This is a genomic window from Citrobacter sp. XT1-2-2 (assembly GCF_023516235.1).
GTDB lineage: Bacteria > Pseudomonadota > Gammaproteobacteria > Enterobacterales > Enterobacteriaceae > Citrobacter > Citrobacter werkmanii.
Window position 1 is genome coordinate 1,286,939 of the sequence record NZ_CP097324.1, and the last position, 25,369, is coordinate 1,312,307.

Consider the following 25,369-nt stretch of genomic DNA (forward strand, 5'->3'; position numbering starts at 1 on the left):
TTGCTGGTTCGTGAGTGAAAGACGCGTGCCCTGATATCTCAAAACTCATCTTCGGGTGATGTTTGAGATATTTGCTCTTTAAAAATCTGGATCAAGCTGAAAATTGAAACGACACACTGTTTCATTTCTCCGTAAACAGGAAATGAAAAGCGGTGTGTTCGAGTCTCTCAAATTTTCGCAATCAGAAGTGAAACATCTTCGGGTTGTGAGGTTAAGCGACTAAGCGTACACGGTGGATGCCCTGGCAGTCAGAGGCGATGAAGGACGTGCTAATCTGCGATAAGCGCCGGTAAGGTGATATGAACCGTTATAACCGGCGATTTCCGAATGGGGAAACCCAGTGTGATTCGTCACACTATCGTTAACTGAATACATAGGTTAACGAAGCGAACCGGGGGAACTGAAACATCTAAGTACCCCGAGGAAAAGAAATCAACCGAGATTCCCCCAGTAGCGGCGAGCGAACGGGGAGCAGCCCAGAGTCTGAATCAGCATGTGTGTTAGTGGAACGGTCTGGAAAGTCCGACGGTACAGGGTGATAGTCCCGTACACAAAAATGCACATGTTGTGAACTCGAAGAGTAGGGCGGGACACGTGGTATCCTGTCTGAATATGGGGGGACCATCCTCCAAGGCTAAATACTCCTGACTGACCGATAGTGAACCAGTACCGTGAGGGAAAGGCGAAAAGAACCCCGGCGAGGGGAGTGAAAAAGAACCTGAAACCGTGTACGTACAAGCAGTGGGAGCACCTTCGGGTGTGACTGCGTACCTTTTGTATAATGGGTCAGCGACTTATATTCTGTAGCAAGGTTAACCGTATAGGGGAGCCGAAGGGAAACCGAGTCTTAACTGGGCGTTAAGTTGCAGGGTATAGACCCGAAACCCGGTGATCTAGCCATGGGCAGGTTGAAGGTTGGGTAACACTAACTGGAGGACCGAACCGACTAATGTTGAAAAATTAGCGGATGACTTGTGGCTGGGGGTGAAAGGCCAATCAAACCGGGAGATAGCTGGTTCTCCCCGAAAGCTATTTAGGTAGCGCCTCGTGAATTCATCTTCGGGGGTAGAGCACTGTTTCGGCTAGGGGGTCATCCCGACTTACCAACCCGATGCAAACTGCGAATACCGAAGAATGTTATCACGGGAGACACACGGCGGGTGCTAACGTCCGTCGTGAAGAGGGAAACAACCCAGACCGCCAGCTAAGGTCCCAAAGTCATGGTTAAGTGGGAAACGATGTGGGAAGGCACAGACAGCCAGGATGTTGGCTTAGAAGCAGCCATCATTTAAAGAAAGCGTAATAGCTCACTGGTCGAGTCGGCCTGCGCGGAAGATGTAACGGGGCTAAACCATGCACCGAAGCTGCGGCAGCGACACTATGTGTTGTTGGGTAGGGGAGCGTTCTGTAAGCCGTTGAAGGTGGCCTGTGAGGGCTGCTGGAGGTATCAGAAGTGCGAATGCTGACATAAGTAACGATAATGCGGGTGAAAAACCCGCACGCCGGAAGACCAAGGGTTCCTGTCCAACGTTAATCGGGGCAGGGTGAGTCGACCCCTAAGGCGAGGCCGAAAGGCGTAGTCGATGGGAAACAGGTTAATATTCCTGTACTTGGTGTTACTGCGAAGGGGGGACGGAGAAGGCTATGTCGGCCGGGCGACGGTTGTCCCGGTTTAAGCATGTAGGCGGAGGTTCCAGGTAAATCCGGTACCTTTTAACGCTGAGGTGTGATGACGAGGCACTACGGTGCTGAAGTGACAAATGCCCTGCTTCCAGGAAAAGCCTCTAAGCATCAGGTAACACGAAATCGTACCCCAAACCGACACAGGTGGTCAGGTAGAGAATACCAAGGCGCTTGAGAGAACTCGGGTGAAGGAACTAGGCAAAATGGTGCCGTAACTTCGGGAGAAGGCACGCTGATATGTAGGTGAAGTGATTTACTCATGGAGCTGAAATCAGTCGAAGATACCAGCTGGCTGCAACTGTTTATTAAAAACACAGCACTGTGCAAACACGAAAGTGGACGTATACGGTGTGACGCCTGCCCGGTGCCGGAAGGTTAATTGATGGGGTTATCCGTAAGGAGAAGCTCTTGATCGAAGCCCCGGTAAACGGCGGCCGTAACTATAACGGTCCTAAGGTAGCGAAATTCCTTGTCGGGTAAGTTCCGACCTGCACGAATGGCGTAATGATGGCCAGGCTGTCTCCACCCGAGACTCAGTGAAATTGAACTCGCTGTGAAGATGCAGTGTACCCGCGGCAAGACGGAAAGACCCCGTGAACCTTTACTATAGCTTGACACTGAACACTGGTCCTTGATGTGTAGGATAGGTGGGAGGCTTTGAAGTGTGGACGCCAGTCTGCATGGAGCCATCCTTGAAATACCACCCTTTAATGGCTGGTGTTCTAACGTGGGCCCGTAATCCGGGTTGCGGACAGTGTCTGGTGGGTAGTTTGACTGGGGCGGTCTCCTCCCAAAGAGTAACGGAGGAGCACGAAGGTTAGCTAATCCTGGTCGGACATCAGGAGGTTAGTGCAAAGGCATAAGCTAGCTTGACTGCGAGAGTGACGGCTCGAGCAGGTGCGAAAGCAGGTCTTAGTGATCCGGTGGTTCTGAATGGAAGGGCCATCGCTCAACGGATAAAAGGTACTCCGGGGATAACAGGCTGATACCGCCCAAGAGTTCATATCGACGGCGGTGTTTGGCACCTCGATGTCGGCTCATCACATCCTGGGGCTGAAGTAGGTCCCAAGGGTATGGCTGTTCGCCATTTAAAGTGGTACGCGAGCTGGGTTTAGAACGTCGTGAGACAGTTCGGTCCCTATCTGCCGTGGGCGCTGGAGAATTGAGGGGGGCTGCTCCTAGTACGAGAGGACCGGAGTGGACGCATCACTGGTGTTCGGGTTGTCATGCCAATGGCACTGCCCGGTAGCTAAATGCGGAAGAGATAAGTGCTGAAAGCATCTAAGCACGAAACTTGCCCCGAGATGAGTTCTCCCTGAGACTTTGAGTCTCCTGAAGGAACGTTGAAGACGACGACGTTGATAGGTCGGGTGTGTAAGTGTAGCGATACATTGAGCTAACCGATACTAATGAACCGTGAGGCTTAACCTTACAACGCCGAAGGTGTTTTGGCGGATTTGAGAAGACAGATTTTCAGCCTGATACAGATAAGATTAACCGGCGAAAAGCGGGTTAATAAACAGAATTTGCCTGGCGGCTGTAGCGCGGTGGTCCCACCTGACCCCATGCCGAACTCAGAAGTGAAACGCCGTAGCGCCGATGGTAGTGTGGGGTCTCCCCATGCGAGAGTAGGGAACTGCCAGGCATCAAATAAAAACAAAAGGCCCGGTCGAAAGACCGGGCCTTTTGTTTTATCTGTGGTCTGTCGGTGAGTGCTCTCCTGAGGAGGACAAATCCGCCGGGAGCGGATTTGAACGTTGCGCAGCAACGGCCCGGAGGGTGGCGGGCAGGACGCCCGCCATAAACTGCCAGGCATCAAACAAGTGCAAAAGCCCGTCCTGCCGGATGGGCTTTTTTGCGTCTGTACGAAATGAAACCTGTCGCCTTATGCGACCTCCAACTCTATCCCCTCGAACATATCTGAATCCTTTCTGTGCTAATTAAAACCGTGACTTATATCGCATAATTAATTATAACAATTATATAACATTTGGTTTACCAAAAAAGACACAACTAGCATTGATAAATTCACGCGATCCTTGGCAGGGGTATAATTCTAATGGCTGATAGCAGTGTAACTGAGAACGGGACGCTGACAGACGGCGATACCCGCCGTCGTATTTGGGCGATTGTCGGAGCATCATCAGGGAATCTGGTCGAATGGTTTGATTTCTATATCTATTCTTTCTGCTCTCTCTATTTTGCTCATATCTTTTTTCCATCAGGAAACACCACTACGCAACTCTTACAGACTGCCGGCGTTTTTGCCGCAGGCTTTCTGATGCGACCAATTGGCGGCTGGTTGTTTGGTCGCATCGCTGATAAGCACGGGCGCAAAAAATCCATGCTGCTGTCAGTTTGTATGATGTGTATGGGATCGCTGGTGATCGCTTGTCTTCCGGGGTATGAAACCATCGGTACCTGGGCTCCTGCGCTATTGCTACTGGCCAGACTATTTCAGGGACTGTCTGTCGGGGGCGAATACGGGACCAGCGCTACCTACATGAGTGAAGTGGCCATTGAAGGTAAGAAAGGTTTTTATGCTTCATTCCAGTACGTAACGTTAATTGGCGGGCAGCTATTGGCATTACTGGTTGTGGTCATTTTACAGCAAACCTTAGAAGATTCAGCGCTCAGAGAGTGGGGGTGGCGTATTCCATTTGCGCTGGGAGCCGTGTTAGCTATTGTCGCGCTATGGCTGCGTCGCCAGTTGGATGAAACCTCGAAACAGGACGTTCGCGCGCTGAAAGAAGCGGGCTCTCTGAAAGGTCTGTGGCGTAATCGCAAAGCCTTCATCATGGTGCTTGGCTTTACTGCTGCTGGCTCGCTGTGTTTTTACACCTTCACAACCTATATGCAGAAGTACCTGGTTAATACCGCAGGTATGCATGCCAACGTAGCCAGCGGGATTATGACGGCGGCACTGTGTGTGTTCATGCTGGTGCAACCATTGTTTGGCGCTTTGTCAGATAAAATTGGCCGACGTACTTCCATGCTATGCTTTGGCGCATTAGCTGCGATTTTCACCGTTCCCATTTTGACTGCATTGCAAAACGTGACGTCTCCGTATATGGCGTTTGCTCTGGTAATGTGCGCCTTGTTGATCGTGAGTTTCTATACGTCCATCAGCGGCATTCTGAAGGCTGAGATGTTTCCGGCGCAGGTGCGCGCACTGGGGGTTGGGTTATCTTATGCGGTGGCGAATGCTCTGTTTGGTGGTTCAGCCGAATATGTTGCCTTATCGCTGAAATCCATCGGTATGGAAACCACATTCTTCTGGTACGTTACCGCGCTGGCAGTTGTCGCATTTTTAGTATCGCTGATGCTGCATGGGAAGGGGAAAGGGCTGCGCCTCTAATGATGCGCCAGTTGCCAGACTGCATAGCCGGTTGAGGCGCCCGCAACATCCCAGGCAAAGTCCTTCCAGCTCCAGCCGCTCCCAGCGGGGCGGCTGTCCCACAGCTCTTTCGATGCGCCCAGGCTGACTGAGAACATCAAACCAATAGCCGCACTGCGATCTCGGTTGTTACCCTGATGCTGGGCATATTCGTTACCGGCTGCGGCAAGCATGGCGGAGGCAATAAAATGTTGAGCTTTGTCTTGTCCGCTCCAGCGGTCGTTTGCCATGTGGCTGCAGCCAGAAATAGCCAGGATACTGGTAAGAATAAACAGGCGCACCGTTGCCTCCATATGAAAAACCCCGTCAGTGACGGGGTTTTGGTTACAGAATACGGCTAATTAATCTGTCGATACGAATACGGCGTAGTCGACGGATCAGCTTACGCACTTTGACTGGATAGTCAGCAATGCTTTGCAGGTCGCGGTAGTGCTTAACCACGGTGGTATGCGTGCGGATAAGCTCCAGCTCTTTATCGCGCTGGGGCGCCAGCTCTTGCTTAGGATCGTGGATAAGGATGGCATTTTCCAGATCCAGACGCCAGGCTCGAGGATTAAGGTTGTTGCCGGTGAGCAGCATCCATTTATCATCAACCCACATACCTTTCAGATGATAAGTGTTGTCATCATCTTTCCATAAGCGCACGACTAACTGGTCGGTATTCACATAATATTGCAGTCTGCTCAGGAAACGGCGCAGGTTAATTTCATACAGATAGGGCAGCGCGCCGATGATTTTAAAAGGCTCATCTTCCGGGATATAAAAGTCGTTGGCGGTTTTATCACCGACAATGATTTCGACCTTTTTCCCTTCACGCAGCAGCTGAATGATATTGCGCACCAGTATGGCGGGCAGATTGAAATAAGGGGTACAAATTGTGAGTTTGTGCTCTGCGCAGGGCATGAGGTGGAAAATAGTCTTATTTAACAGACTGGATTTTCCGAGTCCAACCAGAGGCGTAACAGAAAGCTGTTCATTATCCGCATCTCCCTGAAAATGGAATGACGCATCGCGCAGTTCCTGACGGTACAAGCGGATGTCGTTTTTAATTTCCGGGCTTTTAGGGCGATTGATATCATCAAGACGATTAACGCCGCGACCATTCATCAGGTTTTGCGCCACCCAATTGAACATGATATCGGCCATTTGCGCGTTGCGAATCAGCTGATAACGGTCGTAGCGATATTTATCATGCTGATGCAGATAAACATCGTTCAGGCTGGCGCCGCTATACAGGACGCTGTCATCGATGATAAAGCCTTTGAAATGCAGAACGCCAAGGGCTTCGCGCGTGTTAATCGGCACGCCATAGACAGGAATATCGATACCGGGGTTTTCTTGCGCCATGCGGCAATACCAGTCAGCATTGGTATTAGATGCCGCAGCACCAATGCGCCCGCGCTGGGCTCGGTGCCAGTCGACAAGCACCCGGACATCCAGTTCAGGACGCTGCCGTTTTGCCGCATAGAGCGCGTCGAGTATGCCTTTGCCACCGTCATCCTGTTCCAGGTACAGCGCAATAATGCAGATCCGTCGCGTCGCGCTGGCGATTTTTTCCAGCAGAGTCTCCCTGAAATTAGCGGGAGCATAAAAGAAATCTACATCATCAACTGACTGAGAAATCTTGGGTAGTTGGGCAAGGTGTTGTTGATGTTTATTACGCTTAAATTTTGACAACATCACAGTGCATTTCTTCTCTGTTCATTGAAGGGTCCTCTGTGCTATGCAGACGACATAAGCGGGCAATGATACCACCAGTACCCATTAATGTGGTCAACATTTCCAGTACCTTACTCACGATTCCTCAAATTGGGCCAGATTAAGCGTTAGCCCAACAATCCCCTCTTCGAGTTGGACGTCAACAACGAACCCGAGTTTCCGGGCCAGGGCGACCATACCGCGATTGTTTGGCATCGTAATACCATTCAAACGTCTAAGTCCGTGATCTCGGGTATAGGCAATTAATTTTTCCATCAATCGGCGACCCAGTCCAAGTCCTTTGAGATCAGAACGAACCAGGACGGCAAACTCGGCATCTACGTTATCAGGATCCGAGATAGCTCGCGTCACGCCGAGGATCTCTTCATGATTATCTCTACAACGCACAGCGACAAAGGCCATTTCACGATCGTAGTCGATCTGTGTCATATTGGCTAAATCTTCATGGGTAAATTCGTTGATCTCACTAAAATAGCGATAATAAAGATCTTCTTTGGTTACCTGAGAAATGAACTGCTGCAGATGAGGTTCATCCTCAGGCAAAATGGGGCGGAACAGGCAGCGCTCGCCGTTCTTCAACTCAACCCACTCTTCAAGCTGATGAGGGTAGGGGCGTACAGCCAATCTGCTTTCGTTATCGCCCGTGAAAGGGGCAATGTCCAGCGTGACGTCCAGCGCGGTAAATTCACCGGCGGAGGCCAGCAGCGGATGGATATCCAGACGCTGAATTTCCGGACAATCGACGATCAGGTTGGATACCTGCACCAGAAGCTGGCTTAGTCCGGCGATATCCAGTGGGCGTAGTGCGCTACGAGCGCGGATCTTCTTATTTTTGATCCCCTGGATAACCAGATAACGCGCCAGATTCATGTTCAATGGCGGCAATGCCACCACGGCTTGCTCTTCTGGTCGCCACTCAACCCCACCTTCACCCAGCATAATCAGTGGGCCAAATACCGGATCGTGTTCAACGACGACGCGAAGCTCCTGAGCGCCAGCGCGATTCGCCATGCTTTGCACTAATAAACCGTGGATACGCGCCTGCGGCCAGGCCATTTTCACCCGATCAAAAATCGCATTCGCGGCCTGCTGTACCTCTGTTGCCGTACGCAGGTAGAGCATTACCCCCTGAACTTCCGATTTATGCGGGATATCAGGGGAACGCAGCTTGAGCGCCACCGGATAGCCGATCTGCTCTGCGATATGCACAGCTTCCGCGCTGTCGCTGGCGATCCAGGTCGGGAGCGTGTGTAAGCCATAAGCTTGTAAAATCGGCTGTACTTCATGGGTATCCAGCGATGTGGCCCCTTCGGCAATCGCCTGCTGTAACAGATTATGCGCCTCGGCGGTGTTCGTGGTCAGGTAGTCCGGTAGCGCAGGCGTTTCTCGCAGTTGCTTCTGGTTACGCCGATACTCAACCATATGCATAAATGCGGTGATGGTTCCTTCCGGTGTACGGTAGGTGGGCACCCCTGCTTCGCTAAATAGCCTACGGGCTTCCTGGGAAGAAAACTCCCCACACCAGTTGGTCAGTATGGAGATAAATTTCCCTCGAGGATGCTGCTTTACTGCTTCGATCAACGCTTGCGCGCTTTCGGTCCCGGGGGCGGCGGCGCTGGGCGAATGAATCACCATCAGCGCGTCGAAGTCCTGGCTGGTGAGCAAAATATCCAGCGTTTTTACATAGTGTTCGCTACTGGCGTCGTCACGAAGATCCAACGGGTTGCCGATATCAACATGGGCTGGTAGCGCATCGCGTAATTTCTGGCAGGTATCTTCACTCAGCGTGGCGAGTTTGCCATTCTTCGACCATAGCTCATCCAATGCCAGTGCGGCAGGTGCGGCGCCGTTACTGATGATCATTAGTCTGTCACCACGCAGCGGGCGCATGTGACTCAGGGTTTCGACCGCCGAGAACAGCTCGTGAGTATCTTGCACGCGTAATAAACCGGCGCGCTGAATAGCCGCATCCCAGGCTGGGTCCATCCCTGCACTGGTGTGCAGTAAACGCTGCGCTGCCGGGCTGCGGCCACTCTTAATCACCAGAATGGGTTTATTGCGCGCGGCGCTACGGGCGGCAGAGACAAAGCGCCGGGCATCGCTCAAATGTTCGAGATAGAGCAATATTGCGCTGGTTTTACTGTCGCGCGCCAGGTAATCCAGCAGCTCATCAACGTCGATATCCAGGCTGTCACCCAACGCGATAAAGTAAGAAAAGCCCATTTCTCTCTGCTGTGCCCAGTCGAGTATGGTATTGGATACGGCGGCGGATTGAGAGATAAAAGCCAGCTTGCCGCGCTTAATCGGGACGGGGGAAAAGCTGGCGTTAAGTCCCTGCCAGGGGGCGAGAAGTCCCAGACTGTTGGGACCCAGCAGGCGTATTTTATAGCGTGAGGCGCAGGCCAGCAGTTCTGCATGCTGGGCCGCGGGAGCCGAAAGAATAATGCAGGTTTTACAGCCTTTCTCGCCAAGCGCTTCGAGCAATGCCAGGTTACGGCTGGCATTGGTGCACAACACGGCGAGGTCGGGGCTAAAAGGCAAGCTGCTGATATTGGGCCAGGCCAGTACGCCCAATACCGCTTTCCAGGCGGGCGTCACCGGTAGAACTGGCCCATTGAAACCGCCGGCAAGCAGATTACGCATCATCAGGTAACCCGCGCGGTTAGGCTTCATCGACGCCCCAATCACCGCAATGGATTTCGGTCGCAGTAGTGCTTCCAGACCACGTTGACTCATATCGGCTTCCTTAATGACACCAGTGACCGAATGATTTTAAACGCTTTCTGTCGAGTCTGCTGTGACGCTTCCCTGATGTTGAGTTTTTCCTGCCAGGTAACGGGTTTTAAAGCGAGTGAAGTGATCGCTTAACCCTTCCGCAGCTTGCCTATCGCCAGCCAGATCCAGCAAAGCGATGGCGACTTCGGCAGTACAGTATTGCCCTTCGGCGTGAATACCACGCAGGTGATAAGCAGAAAGGCGCGATAAATCAACGGAGATCACCGGCAGGTTGTCGAGGTACGGGCTTTTGCGGAACATTTTACGCGCTTCCGGCCAGGTGCCATCGAGCATAATAAACAACGGCGGTTTGCCGGTCGGCGGCGTGAAAATCACTTCGCGCTCTTCGCCCGCATAGGAAGCCGGGAATACCACCATCGGCTGGTAATCAGGATTTTTGACCAGTTCAAGCAGCGCCTGCGGCGGTTCGGTGCGTGACCACTGAAAAGCCGCGGTATCGGGCAAAATATCGGCGATTAAACGTCCCGTGTTACTGGGCTTCATCGGCTCTGTATCAAACATGACCAGACAAAAACGGCTTTTGGCCTCAGACGGTACTAACGTTGCGCATAAGCAGAGCTTTAGCGGCAGCAGGCAGCGCTGGCAGCGACGAATACGGTTACCTCGGGCGAGGAAAGGACGCGTGGCGCGCGCGAGGCGCTCAGCGCGTAACTGAAGAACTGCGTTATCGGTCATGGGGGAACACGTTGAAAAACGCTATTGTCGCAGAGGTGAAAACGGGGCACAAGATGCGCCCCGCAGAGATTATAATGATTCGTTAAGCCAGCTATCAAACGGAGCCTTAGGTACGGCGCCATTAAGCATATCGACGATTTCACCTTTTCTGAAGATCATGATGGTCGGAATACTGCGGATGCCGAAGCGGGCGCTGAGCTCACGCTCGGCTTCTGTATTCACTTTAACAAAACGTACTTTACCGCTACGCTCTTCCGCGACATCTTCAAAAATTGGGGCAAAGTTACGGCATGGTCCGCACCAGGGGGCCCAAAAATCAACCACCACCGGGAGATCGTCTTTTAACAGTTTATCCAGTGTTTCACCGGTCGCATTGATCACCTCCCCATCGAACAGGTCGTGACCACAGCGTCCGCATTTAGCCGCTTCCTGGACACGATCGTCGGGAATGCGGTTGATAGCCTGGCAGCTGGTACAAACGGTATTCATAACTAACCTCTGGATGAGTAGTGTGGACTTCATGGCAGTGACGCCAGTATGTTTCTATTATGTTACATATTATCGGGGAGTCTGTTCTAAACAACAATGCGTTTTATTCAATGAGTACAATAGTCCTTAGCTTTTAAATGAAATAATGGCTAACGACGTGCACATCGGGTAATCTGCGCGCTTCGCGCAGAGCAGGTGGAGAAAAACATGAGCGACGAACTGAAGAACAAAAACGGCAAGGTCAAAGTGATGTACGTCCGCAGTGACGATGACTCGGATAAACGCACCCAAAATCCACGTACTGGTAAAGGCGGCGGACGCCCCGGTACTTCCCGAGCCGAAGGCGGTCGTCGCCCTGCCCGTGATGACAGAAAGGGTCCGAACAGCGAACGCGGCCGTGAACGTGGTCGTGACCGCGATGCAGAACGCGATCGCAGACGTGAAGATTCACCATGGCGTACCGTGTCCCGCGCACCGAATGATGATGCTGAGGATAAAGCCGATCATGGTGGCATTAGCGGCAAGAGTTTTATCGATCCTGAAGTCTTACGTCGTCAGCGCGCGGAAGAAACCCGCGTTTACGGTGAAAATGCCTGTCAGGCTCTGTTCCAGAGTCGTCCGGACGCTATTGTTCGCGCCTGGTTCGTGCAGAGCGTCACCCCGCGCTTTAAAGAAGCATTACGCTGGATGGCGGCAAACCGTAAAGCCTACCATGTGGTTGATGAAGCTGAGCTGGCGAAAGCCTCCGGTACTGAGCACCATGGCGGTGTTTGTTTCCTGATCAAAAAACGTAACGGTACCACCGTTAAGCAGTGGGTGGGTCAGGCTGGGGCGCAGGACTGCGTACTGGCTCTGGAAGACATCGCTAACCCGCACAACCTGGGCGGAATGATGCGTAGCTGCGCCCACTTTGGTGTGAAAGGCGTGGTGGTACAGGATGCGGCGCTGCTGGAATCAGGTGCGGCAATCCGTACCGCTGAAGGTGGCGCAGAGCATGTTCAGCCGATCACCGGTGACAGCATTGTCGATGTGCTGGACGACTTCCGTAAGGCAGGTTACACGGTAGTGATGACCTCAAGCGTGAAAGGCAAACCGTTGTTTACTACCACGCTGCCGGAAAAAATGGTGCTGGTATTAGGGCGTGAGCGTGAAGCGCTGCCGGAAGCGGCATGCTCAAGTGACGACCTGTGCGTGGCGATTGACGGTACGGGTAACGTTGAAACGCTCAACGTATCTGTGGCAACCGGCGTACTGCTCGCGGAGTGGTGGCGTCAGAACAAAGCCTGATAATAAAAATGCCAGCGAATCGCTGGCATTTTTTTACTCACTTTCTGCAGGTAACACCGGCGTCCAGTCAATCGGTTTTTCACCTCGTTGTTCCAGCCATTCATTAGCCAGTACAAAGTGATTGCAGCCAAAGAAACCACGATGCGCGGAGAGCGGTGACGGGTGCGGCGCTTTCAACACATGGTGACGTTGGGTATCAATAATCGCGCCTTTCTTTTGTGCGTGTGAACCCCAGAGCAGGAATACGACGCCTTCGCGATGCTGATTAATCAAGCTGATGACTTTATCGGTGAAGGTTTCCCACCCCAGGCTGGCGTGCGAATGTGCCTGACCGGCGCGGACGGTGAGTACGGTATTCAGTAACAGTACCCCCTGACGTGCCCAGCTTTCCAGATAACCGTGAGTTGGGCGCGTGAAGCCAGGAATCGTCGCTTCCAGCTCTTTGTACATGTTCAGCAGCGAGGGGGGAGTGGCAATACCCGGACGAACAGAGAACGCGAGACCGTGTGCCTGGCCTGGACCGTGGTAAGGATCCTGCCCCAGGATGACGACTTTCACGTCGCCAAGTTCGGTAAAGCGAAAAGCGTTAAACACATCTTTTTGCGGCGGGTAAATTGTCATACCCGACTGACGCTCGCCAGCGACAGTATGTAGCGTGTTAACAAAATAAGGCTGCTGTTTCTCATCTGCCAGCACATCGTGCCAGGTTAATTCGGTGGCCATCTCGCTCTCCTGCGAATTTTCAATCTCTCTAGCTTAACTGCTTCTTACCACGTCGCAAAATTCTGTACGTTTCTCAACGGCATGGGCCTTAAAGATAGTTGAAAATTTATGTAAAAAGTTTAGCTGTGTACGTGGCGTAAGTTGATGTAAAACAATAAAATCAACCTATCACCACTTTTCATGTGTGGTTTTTATTGATTTAAATCAAAGATTCAAGGGTGTGTGAGGGGTATATATACACTCAAGCAACAATGGTTTTACCAATTGGCCGGATGACGGCCAACCGAGATCAAATAATTTTGCCGGGGAGGCATCAAATGATTACAGGTATCCAGATTACTAAAGCTGCAAACGACGACCTGCTGAACTCTTTCTGGCTGCTGGACAGCGAAAAAGGCGAAGCACGCTGCATCGTTGCGAAAGCAGGTTTCAATGCGGATGACGTCGTTGCCGTCAGCAAACTGGGTGAAATCGAATACCGTGAAGTGCCGGTAGACGTACAGCCGGAAGTTCGCGTGGAAGGTGGTCAGCACCTGAACGTGAACGTTCTGCGTCGCGAAACGCTGGAAGATGCGGTTAAGCATCCGGAAAAATATCCGCAGCTGACCATCCGTGTTTCTGGTTATGCGGTACGTTTCAACTCTCTGACCCCAGAACAGCAGCGCGATGTTATTGCTCGTACCTTTACTGAGAGCCTGTAAGGCTCGCGGGGAATAACCCCGTTTAGCAGAGAATCAAAAGCGGAAGATGCCAGCGCGTCTTCCGCTTTTTTATATCCGTTAGTAAAAAATTCGTACTGCGCAATACACTAACAGCAGCGCCAGAATGATATTCAACTGTCGGCCGTAACGGCGAAAGAGGCGCTGAAAAAGATGGCCTGCTAGTGCCCAACATGCATTACCAAAGGTGCCGATCAGCGCCAGCAGAATACTCACCCCAATCAGCCAGTGTGCATCCTGCGTATAGGGCAGTACGAACGTGGATAACGCGGTAATGCCGTACAAAATGATTTTGACGTTAACAAACTGCAAGCCAAAACTCGCCCAGAAGCCGATCGGTTCGGACTGCAAATTATCGTTTGCCGCCGGGCTGGTGGCGATTTTCAATGCCAGCCACAAGATATATGCCGCGCCTGCCCAACTGAGCCAGTGGATGATGGCAGGATCCATCGCGGCAAGCGAAAACGAAATCCCGGCGCATATCAGCATGACGATTAAAAAGCCCAGACTCATCCCGGCAAGCACGCGCGTGCTCTGGCGAAAACCGTGTGACGTCGCAGCACTGAGCGCAAGGATGTTATTTGGGCCGGGGGTTAGCGCGGTAATCAATGTATAGGTCCAGAATGCACTTAAAAGTATGGGGGTCACTTGTTATCTCCTCTGTTTTGGTAGACAGTACCCGAGTCAAAACATTTAAAAAAATGAATGTTTTTGCATTCTGAGTTCGATATTTTCGATGGGTTGGTGCGGATGGATTTACGTCGGTTTATTACGTTAAAAACGGTGGTGGAAGAGGGGTCGTTCCTGCGGGCGTCACAAAAGCTTTGTTGTACGCAATCGACCGTGACGTTTCATATTCAGCAGCTTGAGCAAGAGCTTTCGGTGCAGCTGTTCGAAAAAATTGGCCGCAGAATGTGTCTCACCAGTGAGGGCAAACGGTTGATGCCGCATATACACGACCTGACCCGCGTGATGGCATCGATTCGTCAGTCAGCGCAGCAGGATGCGCAGCCGAGCGGCGATCTACGCGTTGCGACCGGCGAAACGCTGCTGGCGTATAAAATGCCGCAGGTTCTACAGCGATTTAAACAACGCGCGCCTCATGTGCGGTTGTCCTTACAGTCGCTCAACTGCTATGTCATTCGCGATGCGTTGCTCGGTGATGAGGTTGATCTGGGCGTGTTTTATCGTGTTGGTAATGATGATGCACTTGAGATGATACCGCTGGGCGATCAGTCACTGGCGCTGGTTGCGTCGCCTCTGCTGCAGCACGTTGATTTCACCCGGCATCACCAGCACATTCCCTGCAGCTTTATCATTAATGAACCGCAATGTATTTTCAGACAACGCTTCGAAGGGCTACTGCGTAAGCGTCATATTACGCTGGAAAATACGATTGAGTTGTGGAGTATTGAGAGCATCAAGCACTGCGTATCGGCAAATCTTGGCGTCAGTTTTTTGCCGCGTTTTGCCGTTGAGAAGGAGCTCCGTTCAGGGGAATTGGTTGAGTTACCGTTCAGCGAACAGCCGGAGTTAATTACAGCATTGTGCGGTTACCATGCTGGGAAAGTCGTTAGCCCGGCGATGCGGGCGTTTATTGAGTGTATTGAAGAGAGCTTTGCGACGCATGAAAAAATGCCGGGCTAAACGGCCCGGCATACGGTTTTACTCTTTGTCGGACTGCTGGGGAGCCGTTCCGCTCGGCTTACGACGTTTGCCGATATTTTTGGCGTCGCGGTGACGTTTCTTCACGCGCGGTTTCTCTTTTTCTTTGGCTTTTTGCTCGGCGCGCTTCGCCAGCACTTTCTTGGACGGCTTGCCGTTAGATTTCTCACTTGGCGCACGAGTTGTCGGACGCAGTTCGTCAATAACGCGCGCCTTCAGCGGTTCGTCGATATAGCGGCTCGCTTTACCAAGCAGCAGGTGGTCGTGCGCTTCAACCAGAGAAATCGCGGTACCTTTACGGCCAGCGCGGCCGGTACGGCCAATGCGGTGTAGATAGGCATCACCACTGCGCGGCATGTCGTAGTTAAACACGTGGCTAACATCAGGAATGTCGATCCCGCGAGCGGCAACATCGGTCGCAACCAGTACGTTCACACGACCATCGGTCAGGCGTTTGATCGCTTCGTTACGCTTGATCTGTACCATCTCGCCTTCGAGATAGCAGTTATTAATGCCAGCCTGGCGCAGCCAGCCTGCCAGTTCGTGCACACGCTCACGCTTACGTACAAAAACAATCGAACGGGTCGCTTCTGGCTGTTTTAACAGATGGATCAGCAGAGCCGTTTTGTGCTCGATGTCATCGGCACGGTAGTAAAATTGATGGATCTTCTTGCGTTCGCGGGTCGATGGATCCGCCGAAACCTCAACCGGATCCTCCAGCAGGCGCTCGGCAAAATCTTTAATCGCGTCGCCTTCCAGCGTGGCAGAGAATAACATCGTCTGCTTACGCCAGCGGGTTTCACCGGCGATATGTTCGATGTCCTGGGCAAAGCCCATGTCCAGCATACGGTCTGCCTCATCGAGGATCAGCGTTTCAACCGCGTGGCAGTCGAAATTCTCTTCTTTGATGTATTGCAGCAGGCGACCGGTGGTGGCGACCACGATATCCTGGTTTTCGCTAAAGACTTCCATATGGTTCATGTAAGCCACGCCGCCGGTAATTGTGGCGATATCCAGATGCGTATTCTTCGCCAGTTCACGGGCGTGGTCGGCAACCTGCATCGCCAGTTCGCGCGTTGGCGTCAGAATTAAAATGCGCGGTGGGCCAGATTTTTTGCGCGGGAAGTCGAGCAGGTGCTGCAACGCTGGCAGCAAATATGCCGCCGTTTTACCGGTGCCTGTCGGCGCAGAACCGAGTACATCACGGCCATCGAGCGCAGGCGGAATGGCGGCAGCCTGAATGGCGGTCGGGCGAGTGAAACCTTTTTCCTGGAGGGCATCCAGAAGGCTTTCATCGAGTTCAAGTTCGGAAAAAGTCGTTACAGTCATGTTCTACCTCTGTGTGGGGCGCTGATTATAGACGTTACGGCTGCAATCTTCATCTGTTTGTATGGATATAGCTTCTCAGGTATTGTTTTTATCCTATGTTATCGTCTTTTTTCCCCAGGAAGGTTGTTCTCCATGCCCCAGTCTACATCCGTACTTAGACGTAATGGATTTACATTTAAGCAGTTTTTTGTGGCGCATGATCGTTGTGCGATGAAAGTCGGAACGGACGGTATTTTATTAGGGGCCTGGGCCCCCGTTGCGGGCGTAAAACGGATCCTGGATATTGGTACTGGGAGCGGCCTGTTGGCGTTGATGCTGGCCCAGCGTACTGATGAAAATGTCATCATTGACGCCGTGGAGCTTGATGTTGACGCCGCGCAGCAGGCGCAGGAGAACATCGCGCAATCTCCGTGGATGCATCGCGTCAGCGTTCATACAGCAGATGCGCAGCAATGGATACCACGCCAGACCGTGCGTTTTGATTTGATTATCAGCAATCCACCTTATTATGAACAGGGAGTGGAATGCGCCACGCCGCAGCGCGAGCAGGCACGTTACACGACCGCGCTCGATCATGAAGCATTGCTGGCGCTGGCGGCGGGGAGTATTACAGAAGATGGTTTTTTTTGTGTCGTGCTGCCGGAACAAATTGGTAACGCCTTTACCCAGCAGGCATTAAGTATGGGCTGGCATTTGCGTTTACGTACGGATGTGGCAGAAACTGAGGCCCGGCTACCACATCGTGTATTGTTGGCATTCTCCCCGCAGGCCGGGGAGTGCTTTAGCGACAGGTTGGTTATCCGTGGGCCAGACCAACGTTACTCTGAAGGTTACACGGCGCTGACCCAGGCGTTTTATCTGTTTATGTGATGACTTAGCGGCGAGAGGATGGACGGGCCTGATTCGGGAAGTTGTTCAGGATAATCCAGCGTGTAGTGCAGGCCCCGACTCTCTTTGCGCATCATTGCGCAGCGTACAATCAGCTCGGCAACCTGCACCAGGTTGCGCAGTTCCAGCAAATTGTTCGACACGCGGAAATGGGCGTAATACTCGTCGATTTCCTGTTGCAGCATGGTGATACGGCGCAGCGCGCGCTCCAGGCGCTTAGTCGTACGCACAATACCGACGTAGTCCCACATAAATAAGCGCAGCTCATGCCAGTTATGTTGAATCACCACCAACTCATCCGGATTTTCCACACGACTTTCATCCCAGGCGGGAAGTGTGTTGACACCGCGTGCGTAAGGCATTCGCCTGTCGATATCTTCAGCGGCTGACCAGCCGTAAACCAGGCACTCAAGCAATGAGTTCGACGCCATACGGTTGGCGCCATGCAGGCCGGTATAGCTCACTTCGCCGATGGCATACAGACCGTCGACATCCGTGCGGCCAAAGTCATCAACCATCACACCGCCGCAGGTATAGTGCGCGGCAGGAACGATAGGGACCGGCTCTTTGGTCAAATCGATGCCCAGTCCCAGCAGTTTTTCATAAATCATCGGGAAATGCTGACGAACAAATGCTTCCGGTTTATGGCTGATGTCGAGGAACATGCAGTCAGCGCCCAGACGCTTCATCTCGTGGTCAATGGCACGGGCGACGATATCGCGGGGAGCCAGTTCGCCACGCTCGTCAAAATCGGGCATAAAGCGCGAGCCGTCCGGGCGCTTCAGGTGCGCGCCTTCGCCACGCAGCGCCTCGGTCAGCAGGAAATTGCGCGCCTGCGGATGATACAGCGCCGTTGGATGAAACTGGTTAAATTCAAGATTGGCGACACGACATCCCGCGCGCCAGGCCATCGCAATCCCGTCCCCCGAGGAGATATCCGGATTGGTAGTGTACTGATACACTTTTGACGCGCCGCCGGTAGCTAACACCACTGACTTCGCATGGCAGGTTTCGACAGCTTCTTTATTACGATTCCAGATCCAGGCCCCAACAATCCGACGCGTTCCCGGCAGGCCGATTTTATCAGAGACAATCAGATCGACGGCATTACTGCGCTCCAGAACCTGTATGTTAGGATGATTTTGCGCCTGGCTGACAAGGGTGGTTTCGACTTCTTTACCGGTAGCATCCGCAGCATGCAGGATGCGTCGATGACTATGACCGCCTTCACGGGTCAGGTGATAACTCTCTTCACCGTTGGGCTGAACCTGCGTATCAAATAACACACCCTGATCGATAAGCCACTGCACACAGGTGCGGGCATTGCTGGCGACAAACTCTACCGCATGACGATCGCAAAGTCCGGCCCCGGCAACCAGCGTATCTTCAACGTGGGAGTCGATACTGTCGGTTTCATCGAAAACCGCGGCAATACCACCCTGAGCATAAAACGTCGAGCCTTCGCTAACAGGACCTTTGCTCAGTACAATAACCTGATGTTTCTCAGCCAGCCGCAGCGCCAGCGAGAGTCCGGCAGCTCCGCTGCCAATGATCAGCACGTCACAGGATAATTCAGGAGTTGTATTCATAATTTTTGTTTAATTTACTAAACATTGTTTGCTCACAATAGCACCAGAATACGCGTTGCTGCACGTTTTATTTTTAAATGTGTTGCAATGGCTAAACATGAAAGAAAAAGTATGACGAGGCCGAAATGAGCAAAATTATTTTGTGAAGCAGGCCGTTAGCATCAGATTATGTGATGAAATAAAGTGGCCGTTGGGTTACTCTGCAAGCGGTGAAATGGGCATTTCTTACAGATAGTGCGTTGATCGGGTTATGTAGACTTATAATGAGAGATAAGACCTGTCTACAACATGACAAACAAAAAACAAATGCGTAACGGAACTTTACGAAACTTGAGCACTCTAAGCATTTGCTTGCTCATAGTGAAGCTTATGGAGTGGCGTTTCGACAGCGCGTGGAAATTTGGTTTGGGGAGACTTTACCTCGGATGAGCGAGCAGTTAACGGACCAGGTCCTGGTAGAACGGGTCCAGAAGGGAGATCAGAAAGCCTTTAACCTACTGGTAGTCCGCTATCAGCATAAGGTGGCGAGTCTGGTTTCTCGCTATGTACCGTCGGGCGATGTACCCGATGTAGTACAAGAAGCATTTATCAAGGCCTATCGTGCGCTGGACTCGTTCCGGGGGGATAGTGCTTTTTATACCTGGCTGTATCGTATCGCAGTCAATACAGCGAAGAATTACCTGGTCGCTCAGGGGCGTCGTCCACCTTCCAGTGATATAGATGCGATTGAAGCAGAAAACTACGAAAGTGGCGGTGCACTGAAAGAAATTTCGAACCCTGAGAACTTAATGTTGTCAGAAGAACTGAGACAGATAGTTTTCCGAACTATTGAGTCCCTCCCGGAAGATTTACGCATGGCAATAACCTTGCGGGAGCTGGATGGCCTGAGCTATGAAGAGATAGCCGCTATCATGGATTGTCCGGTAGGTACGGTGCGTTCACGTATCTTCCGAGCGAGGGAAGCTATTGATAATAAAGTTCAACCGCTTATCAGGCGTTGACGATAGCGGGATACTGGAAAAGGTATTAGGCATGCAGAAAGAAAAACTTTCCGCTTTAATGGATGGCGAAACGCTGGATACTGAGTTGCTTAAAGAGCTGACTCACGACCCGGAAATGCAAAAAACCTGGGAGAGTTATCACCTTATTCGCGATTCCATGCGAGGTGATACCGCCGACGTTCTCCATTTCGATATTTCCGCCCGCGTAATGGCTGCCATCCAGGATGAGCCAGTACGTCAGACGGCGCCATTGATTCCTGAGGCCCAGCCAGCTCCGCACCAGTGGCAGAAAATGCCATTCTGGAAGAAAATGCGTCCGTGGGCCGCGCAGCTTACCCAAATGGGGGTGGCCGCGTGTGTATCACTTGCAGTTATTGTTGGCGTCCAGCACTATAACGGTCAATCTGAAACGTCCCAGCAGCCCGAAACGCCGGTATTTAATACATTACCGATGATGGGTAAAGCCAGTCCGGTAAGCTTGGGTGTACCTTCTGACGCGACAGCCAGCGGCGGTCAGCAGCAGCAGGTACAGGAGCAGCGTCGTCGTATTAATGCCATGTTGCAGGATTACGAACTGCAACGTCGACTGCACTCTGAACAGCTTCAGTTTGAGCAGGCGCAAACACAGCAAGCCGCTGTGCAGGTGCCAGGAATTCAAACTTTAGGAACGCAATCGCAGTAATGAAGCAACTTTGGTTTGCCATGTCACTTGTGGCTGGTAGCCTGTTCTTCTCTGTAAACGCCTCGGCCAATCCTGCGTCCGGGGCGTTGTTGCAGCAGATGAATCTGGCCAGCCAGTCGCTAACCTATGAGCTGTCATTTGTCAGCATCAATAAACAGGGTGTTGAATCCCTACGTTATCGCCATGCCCGCCAGGATAACCGTCCGTTAGCGCAGTTGTTGCAATTGGATGGACCGCGCCGGGAAGTGGTGCAACGCGGCAATGAAATAAGTTATTTCGAGCCTGGGCTCGAACCGTTCACGCTGAACGGCGACTATATCGTTGATTCATTGCCATCCCTGATTTATACCGACTTCAAACGCCTTGCACCCTACTATGATTTTATTTCAGTAGGCCGCACTCGCATTGCCGATCGGCTCTGTGAAGTGATCCGCGTTGTCGCTCGTGACGGCACCCGTTACAGCTATATCGTCTGGATGGACACCGAAACCAAGCTACCGATGCGTGTCGATCTTCTCGATCGTGATGGCGAAACGCTGGAACAGTTCCGCGTCATCGCCTTTACCGTAAACAACGGCGTTAGCGACAGCATGCAGACGCTGGCGAAAGCCAATCTACCGCCGTTGCTGTCGGTTCCCGCGGGTGAAAAAACCAACTTCAACTGGAGTCCGTCATGGGTGCCGCAAGGCTTTAGTGAAGTCTCCAGCAGTCGACGTCCGCTGCCGACCATGGATAACATGCCGATTGAATCACGCCTTTATTCGGATGGCCTGTTCAGTTTCTCCGTGAACGTAAACCGTGCGACGCAAAACAGCACCGATCAACTGCTGCGAACCGGGCGTAGAACGGTCAGCACCAGCGTGCGTGATAACGCGGAAATTACGATAGTGGGCGAACTGCCGCCACAAACGGCGAAGCGTATCGCGGACAATATTAAGTTCAGGGCCGCACAATGATCAAAGAGTGGGCGACAGTCGTTTCCTGGCAAAATGGTCTCGCGACGGTTAGCTGTGATGTGAAAGCGTCATGTAGCAGCTGTGCTTCCCGGGCCGGGTGCGGGAGCCGCGTGCTGAATAAACTTGGACCGCAGACCACGCACACTATTGTGGTACCCAGCGATGAGCCATTGGCCCCTGGTCAAAAAGTTGAGCTGGGCATTGCCGAGAGGAGCCTGTTGGGATCGGCGATGCTGGTTTATATGTCTCCGCTGGCGGGGCTCTTTCTTTTCGCGGCGCTGTTCCAGGTGCTGTTTGGCTCCGACCTGGCAGCTTTAAGCGGGGCTGTACTGGGTGGCGTGGGCGGATTCCTGATCGCCCGCGGATATTCCCGTAAGCTTGCTGAACGTGAAGCCTGGCAGCCGGTCATTCTGAACGTTGCCCTCCCGCCCGATCTTATTCGCGTTGAAACCCAGCAGTGATATCTTTGTCTGATGGCGCTGTGCTTATCAGGCCTACCGCGTTTTCAGATGCAGGCGTAGGCCGGATAAGGCGTTTATGCTGCCATCCGGCAAAAGTTTCACCGACTTTGTAAGGTTGTTTCCAGTTCCCGCTATCCTTGCTCTATGAACGTTTCCTCGCCTCAGCGTTGTAGTGTAGAATGCGGCGTTTCACTTAAACAGACGTTAAGCTCAGATCAGCGACTTCTCAGAGCCTGCTCAGGCGGGCGTAAGGCACAATAATTACTCTATATGAAGAACATACGTAACTTTTCAATCATAGCTCACATCGACCACGGTAAATCGACGCTGTCTGACCGTATTATCCAGATCTGCGGTGGCCTGTCTGACCGTGAAATGGAAGCGCAGGTTCTCGACTCGATGGATCTTGAGCGTGAGCGCGGTATTACTATCAAAGCGCAGAGCGTGACGCTCGATTTCAAAGCATCTGATGGTGAAACCTATCAGCTTAACTTTATCGACACACCGGGCCACGTCGACTTCTCATATGAAGTTTCCCGCTCGCTTGCCGCCTGTGAAGGCGCACTGCTGGTGGTTGACGCCGGGCAGGGTGTAGAAGCGCAAACGCTGGCCAACTGCTACACCGCCATGGAAATGGATCTGGAAGTGGTGCCGGTACTGAACAAAATTGACCTGCCAGCCGCTGACCCTGAGCGTGTAGCGGAAGAAATTGAAGATATCGTCGGCATCGACGCCACCGACGCAGTACGCTGCTCGGCGAAAACCGGCGTGGGCGTGACCGACGTGCTGGAACGTCTGGTGCGCGACATTCCGCCGCCGGAAGGCGATCCGGAAGGCCCATTGCAGGCGCTGATCATCGACTCCTGGTTCGATAACTACCTGGGCGTGGTTTCGCTGGTGCGTATTAAAAACGGCACCATGCGTAAAGGCGACAAGATTAAAGTGATGAGCACCGGTCAGGTTTATAACGCTGACCGTCTGGGTATCTTCACGCCGAAACAGGTTGACCGTACCGAGCTGAAATGCGGCGAGGTAGGTTGGTTGGTTTGTGCGATTAAAGACATCCTTGGCGCCCCGGTGGGTGATACCTTAACGTCTGCGCGTAACCCGGCAGAGAAAGCGCTGCCAGGTTTCAAGAAGGTGAAACCGCAGGTTTATGCAGGTCTGTTCCCGGTCAGCTCTGACGATTACGAAAACTTCCGTGATGCGCTCGGCAAGCTGAGCCTGAACGACGCTTCCTTGTTCTATGAGCCGGAAAGCTCAACCGCGCTGGGCTTTGGCTTCCGCTGTGGCTTCCTCGGCCTGTTGCACATGGAGATCATTCAGGAACGTCTGGAACGTGAATACGATCTGGATCTGATCACTACCGCGCCGACCGTAGTTTACGAAGTGGAAACCACGGCGAAGGAGACAATCTACGTCGATAGCCCGTCCAAGCTGCCGCCGCTGAACAACATCTACGAACTGCGCGAGCCGATCGCCGAGTGTCACATGCTGCTGCCGCAGGCTTACCTTGGTAACGTCATCACGCTGTGTATCGAGAAACGTGGCGTACAAACCAACATGGTTTATCACGGTAACCAGGTCGCGCTGACCTATGAAATTCCGATGGCGGAAGTGGTACTCGACTTCTTCGACCGCCTGAAGTCGACCTCCCGCGGCTATGCGTCGCTGGACTATAACTTCAAACGCTTCCAGGCGTCTGACATGGTGCGTGTTGATGTCCTCATCAATAACGAACGTGTCGATGCGCTGGCGCTGATCACTCACCGCGACAACTCCCAGAGCCGTGGCCGTGAGCTGGTCGAGAAGATGAAAGATCTGATCCCGCGCCAGCAGTTTGATATCGCGATCCAGGCGGCCATCGGCACGCACATCATCGCGCGTTCAACGGTGAAGCAACTGCGTAAAAACGTTCTGGCGAAATGCTACGGTGGCGACATCAGCCGTAAGAAAAAGCTGCTGCAAAAACAGAAAGAGGGTAAAAAGCGCATGAAGCAGATCGGTAACGTCGAACTGCCGCAGGAAGCGTTCCTCGCCATTCTGCATGTCGGTAAAGACAGCAAATAATCTTAAGGAGTTGGCATGGCGAACATGTTTGCCCTGATTCTGGTGATTGCCACACTAGTGACGGGCATTTTATGGTGCGTAGATAAATTCATTTTCGCGCCAAAACGCCGGGAGCGTCAGACAGCAGCACAAGCTGCTGCAGGTGATTCACTGGATAAAGCAACGCTGAAAAAAGTGGCCCCTAAGCCGGGCTGGCTGGAAACTGGCGCATCCGTTTTCCCGGTATTAGCTATCGTGCTGGTGGTGCGTTCGTTTATTTATGAACCGTTCCAGATCCCGTCAGGTTCGATGATGCCGACGCTGTTGATTGGCGACTTTATTCTGGTGGAGAAATTCGCCTACGGGATTAAAGATCCGATTTACCAGAAAACATTGATCGAAACCGGCCATCCGAAACGCGGTGATATCGTGGTGTTTAAATACCCGGAAGATCCACGTCTGGACTACATCAAACGCGCTGTCGGTTTACCGGGAGACAAAGTGACGTACGATCCGGTGGCGAAAGAGGTGACTATTCAGCCTGGTTGCAGCTCCGGTCAGGCGTGTGAAAATGCGCTGCCGGTAACCTACTCTGATGTTCAGCCAAGTGATTTTGTGCAGACCTTTGCTCGTCGCAACGGCGGGGAAGCGACCAGCGGTTTCTTTGAAGTTCCGTTGAACGAAACGAAAGAGAACGGTATTCGCCTCACCGAACGTAAAGAAACGCTCGGTGAGGTAACGCACCGCATTCTGACCGTGCCAATCGCGCAGGATCAGGTAGGGATGTACTACCGTCAGCCTGGCCAGCAGCTAGCGACCTGGATCGTCCCACCGGGACACTACTTCATGATGGGTGATAACCGTGACAATAGCGCGGACAGCCGTTACTGGGGATTTGTGCCGGAAGCGAATCTGGTGGGTAAAGCGACTGCAATCTGGATGAGTTTCGACAAGCAAGAGGGTGAATGGCCGACCGGCGTGCGTTTAAGCCGTATTGGTGGTATTCATTAATTGCTAATAATCGTTCACGTTGTCGTCATTATGGCGACAACGTGAATTATTTCTCGGATAAATTCCCTCAGACTAACGACATCCCTTGTCGTTGTGTATAGAATATTCCCCCGAAGTTTTAGGTTGGCACCGACAGGTTGCCACGGCACACGAAACAGCGTTGGTTTGTATACAAAAGCATTCAGACGATGCCAGATGGCTAAGTGAATGGCGTATATCAGGTCTGTTTCGTGTGCTGAATTGTTGACGC

The 25,369-nt window shown here is 52.4% G+C and carries 20 protein-coding genes, 2 rRNA genes and 1 pseudogene; 14 read left to right on the forward strand and 9 right to left on the reverse strand.

The genetic code is table 11. The features are described from left to right. Positions 1–209 precede the first annotated feature (209 nt). From M4I31_RS06170 to M4I31_RS06180, 3 genes are all read left to right on the forward strand, one after another. A 23S ribosomal RNA gene (locus M4I31_RS06170) occupies positions 210–3,114 on the forward strand. Positions 3,115–3,212: 98 nt separating this feature from the next. After that, positions 3,213–3,328: ribosomal RNA gene (gene rrf / locus M4I31_RS06175) — 5S ribosomal RNA — on the forward strand. A 414-nt stretch (positions 3,329–3,742) separates the two neighbouring features. Continuing rightward, positions 3,743–5,041, forward strand: coding sequence for an MFS transporter (locus tag M4I31_RS06180; protein WP_061382224.1), 1,299 nt, complete (start codon positions 3,743–3,745; stop codon positions 5,039–5,041). On the opposite strand, the gene M4I31_RS06185 is transcribed toward M4I31_RS06180, so the two are convergent. The 5 genes from M4I31_RS06185 to trxC form a co-directional block, all read right to left on the reverse strand. After that, positions 5,038–5,373 carry a YfiM family lipoprotein gene (locus M4I31_RS06185; RefSeq protein WP_201746028.1) on the reverse strand — a complete coding sequence of 112 codons (336 nt, stop codon included), beginning with the start codon at positions 5,371–5,373 and terminating at the stop codon, positions 5,038–5,040. The genes M4I31_RS06180 and M4I31_RS06185 overlap by 4 nt on opposite strands. Before the next feature lie 31 nt (positions 5,374–5,404). Beyond that, a complete protein-coding gene (gene pssA, locus M4I31_RS06190) occupies positions 5,405–6,760 on the reverse strand; it encodes a CDP-diacylglycerol--serine O-phosphatidyltransferase (RefSeq protein ID WP_038642732.1) in 1,356 nt (451 codons plus the stop codon). A gap of 114 nt (positions 6,761–6,874) precedes the next feature. Next, the gene (gene pat / locus M4I31_RS06200; RefSeq protein WP_085048979.1) at positions 6,875–9,535 is read right to left on the reverse strand and encodes a protein lysine acetyltransferase; all 2,661 of its coding nucleotides are present in this window, start codon (positions 9,533–9,535) and stop codon (positions 6,875–6,877) included. 36 nt (positions 9,536–9,571) lie between these two features. Next, positions 9,572–10,270, reverse strand: coding sequence for a tRNA-uridine aminocarboxypropyltransferase (gene tapT, locus M4I31_RS06205; RefSeq protein ID WP_069324430.1), 699 nt, complete (start codon positions 10,268–10,270; stop codon positions 9,572–9,574). A gap of 69 nt (positions 10,271–10,339) precedes the next feature. After that, the gene (trxC, locus tag M4I31_RS06210) at positions 10,340–10,759 is read right to left on the reverse strand and encodes a thioredoxin TrxC (RefSeq protein ID WP_003037559.1); all 420 of its coding nucleotides are present in this window, start codon (positions 10,757–10,759) and stop codon (positions 10,340–10,342) included. Positions 10,760–10,966: 207 nt separating this feature from the next. On the opposite strand from trxC, the gene M4I31_RS06215 reads away from it, so the two are divergent. Continuing rightward, on the forward strand, positions 10,967–12,046 hold the full coding sequence (locus tag M4I31_RS06215) for a tRNA/rRNA methyltransferase (RefSeq protein ID WP_085048978.1): 1,080 nt from the start codon (positions 10,967–10,969) through the stop codon (positions 12,044–12,046). A gap of 33 nt (positions 12,047–12,079) precedes the next feature. On the opposite strand, the gene ung is transcribed toward M4I31_RS06215, so the two are convergent. Beyond that, positions 12,080–12,769 carry a uracil-DNA glycosylase gene (gene ung, locus M4I31_RS06220; protein ID WP_042306632.1) on the reverse strand — a complete coding sequence of 230 codons (690 nt, stop codon included), beginning with the start codon at positions 12,767–12,769 and terminating at the stop codon, positions 12,080–12,082. 317 nt (positions 12,770–13,086) lie between these two features. Here ung and grcA point away from each other — a divergent pair, with 317 nt between their 5' ends. Next, positions 13,087–13,470, forward strand: a complete 384-nt coding sequence (gene grcA / locus M4I31_RS06225; RefSeq protein WP_005121223.1) for an autonomous glycyl radical cofactor GrcA — start codon at positions 13,087–13,089, stop codon at positions 13,468–13,470. Positions 13,471–13,548: 78 nt separating this feature from the next. Here the strand turns inward: grcA and eamB are convergent, their stop codons facing one another. Beyond that, complete coding sequence (gene eamB, locus M4I31_RS06230) at positions 13,549–14,136, reverse strand: cysteine/O-acetylserine transporter (RefSeq protein WP_038642722.1); 588 nt, start codon at positions 14,134–14,136, stop codon at positions 13,549–13,551. A 102-nt stretch (positions 14,137–14,238) separates the two neighbouring features. Between eamB and M4I31_RS06235 the strand changes: the two genes are divergently transcribed. Further along, positions 14,239–15,135: a LysR family transcriptional regulator gene (locus M4I31_RS06235; RefSeq protein ID WP_161668238.1), complete on the forward strand. Its 897-nt coding sequence runs from the start codon at positions 14,239–14,241 to the stop codon at positions 15,133–15,135. Between the two features lie 18 nt (positions 15,136–15,153). On the opposite strand, the gene srmB is transcribed toward M4I31_RS06235, so the two are convergent. Next, positions 15,154–16,482: an ATP-dependent RNA helicase SrmB gene (gene srmB / locus M4I31_RS06240; RefSeq protein WP_038642718.1), complete on the reverse strand. Its 1,329-nt coding sequence runs from the start codon at positions 16,480–16,482 to the stop codon at positions 15,154–15,156. 132 nt (positions 16,483–16,614) lie between these two features. On the opposite strand from srmB, the gene trmN reads away from it, so the two are divergent. Then, a complete protein-coding gene (trmN, locus tag M4I31_RS06245) occupies positions 16,615–17,352 on the forward strand; it encodes a tRNA(1)(Val) (adenine(37)-N(6))-methyltransferase TrmN (protein ID WP_085048976.1) in 738 nt (245 codons plus the stop codon). Here trmN and nadB read toward each other — a convergent pair. Continuing rightward, positions 17,337–18,959 (reverse strand): L-aspartate oxidase, encoded by a 1,623-nt coding sequence (nadB, locus tag M4I31_RS06250; protein WP_085048975.1) that lies wholly within the window; start codon positions 18,957–18,959, stop codon positions 17,337–17,339. The genes trmN and nadB overlap by 16 nt on opposite strands. 263 nt (positions 18,960–19,222) lie before the next feature. Between nadB and rseD the strand changes: the two are divergent. The 7 genes and pseudogenes from rseD to lepB all read left to right on the forward strand — a co-directional run bounded on the left by rseD (position 19,223) and on the right by lepB (position 25,119). Further along, a pseudogene (rseD, locus tag M4I31_RS06255) lies at positions 19,223–19,388 on the forward strand (rpoE leader peptide RseD). After that, on the forward strand, positions 19,385–19,960 hold the full coding sequence (gene rpoE, locus M4I31_RS06260) for an RNA polymerase sigma factor RpoE (RefSeq protein WP_003037573.1): 576 nt from the start codon (positions 19,385–19,387) through the stop codon (positions 19,958–19,960). The pseudogene rseD and the gene rpoE overlap by 4 nt, the downstream one beginning before the upstream one ends. Positions 19,961–19,991: 31 nt before the next feature. After that, positions 19,992–20,642, forward strand: a complete 651-nt coding sequence (gene rseA / locus M4I31_RS06265) for an anti-sigma-E factor RseA (RefSeq protein WP_008785497.1) — start codon at positions 19,992–19,994, stop codon at positions 20,640–20,642. Beyond that, positions 20,642–21,598 (forward strand): sigma-E factor regulatory protein RseB, encoded by a 957-nt coding sequence (gene rseB / locus M4I31_RS06270; protein ID WP_038642710.1) that lies wholly within the window; start codon positions 20,642–20,644, stop codon positions 21,596–21,598. Before rseA ends, rseB begins: the two co-directional genes overlap by 1 nt. Beyond that, on the forward strand, positions 21,595–22,059 hold the full coding sequence (gene rseC, locus M4I31_RS06275) for a SoxR-reducing system protein RseC (RefSeq protein ID WP_042306646.1): 465 nt from the start codon (positions 21,595–21,597) through the stop codon (positions 22,057–22,059). The genes rseB and rseC overlap by 4 nt, the downstream gene beginning before the upstream one ends. A gap of 270 nt (positions 22,060–22,329) precedes the next feature. After that, positions 22,330–24,129 carry a translation elongation factor 4 gene (gene lepA / locus M4I31_RS06280; RefSeq protein WP_038642706.1) on the forward strand — a complete coding sequence of 600 codons (1,800 nt, stop codon included), beginning with the start codon at positions 22,330–22,332 and terminating at the stop codon, positions 24,127–24,129. Positions 24,130–24,144: 15 nt separating this feature from the next. After that, positions 24,145–25,119: a signal peptidase I gene (gene lepB / locus M4I31_RS06285; RefSeq protein ID WP_085048974.1), complete on the forward strand. Its 975-nt coding sequence runs from the start codon at positions 24,145–24,147 to the stop codon at positions 25,117–25,119. Positions 25,120–25,369: the final 250 nt, after the last annotated feature.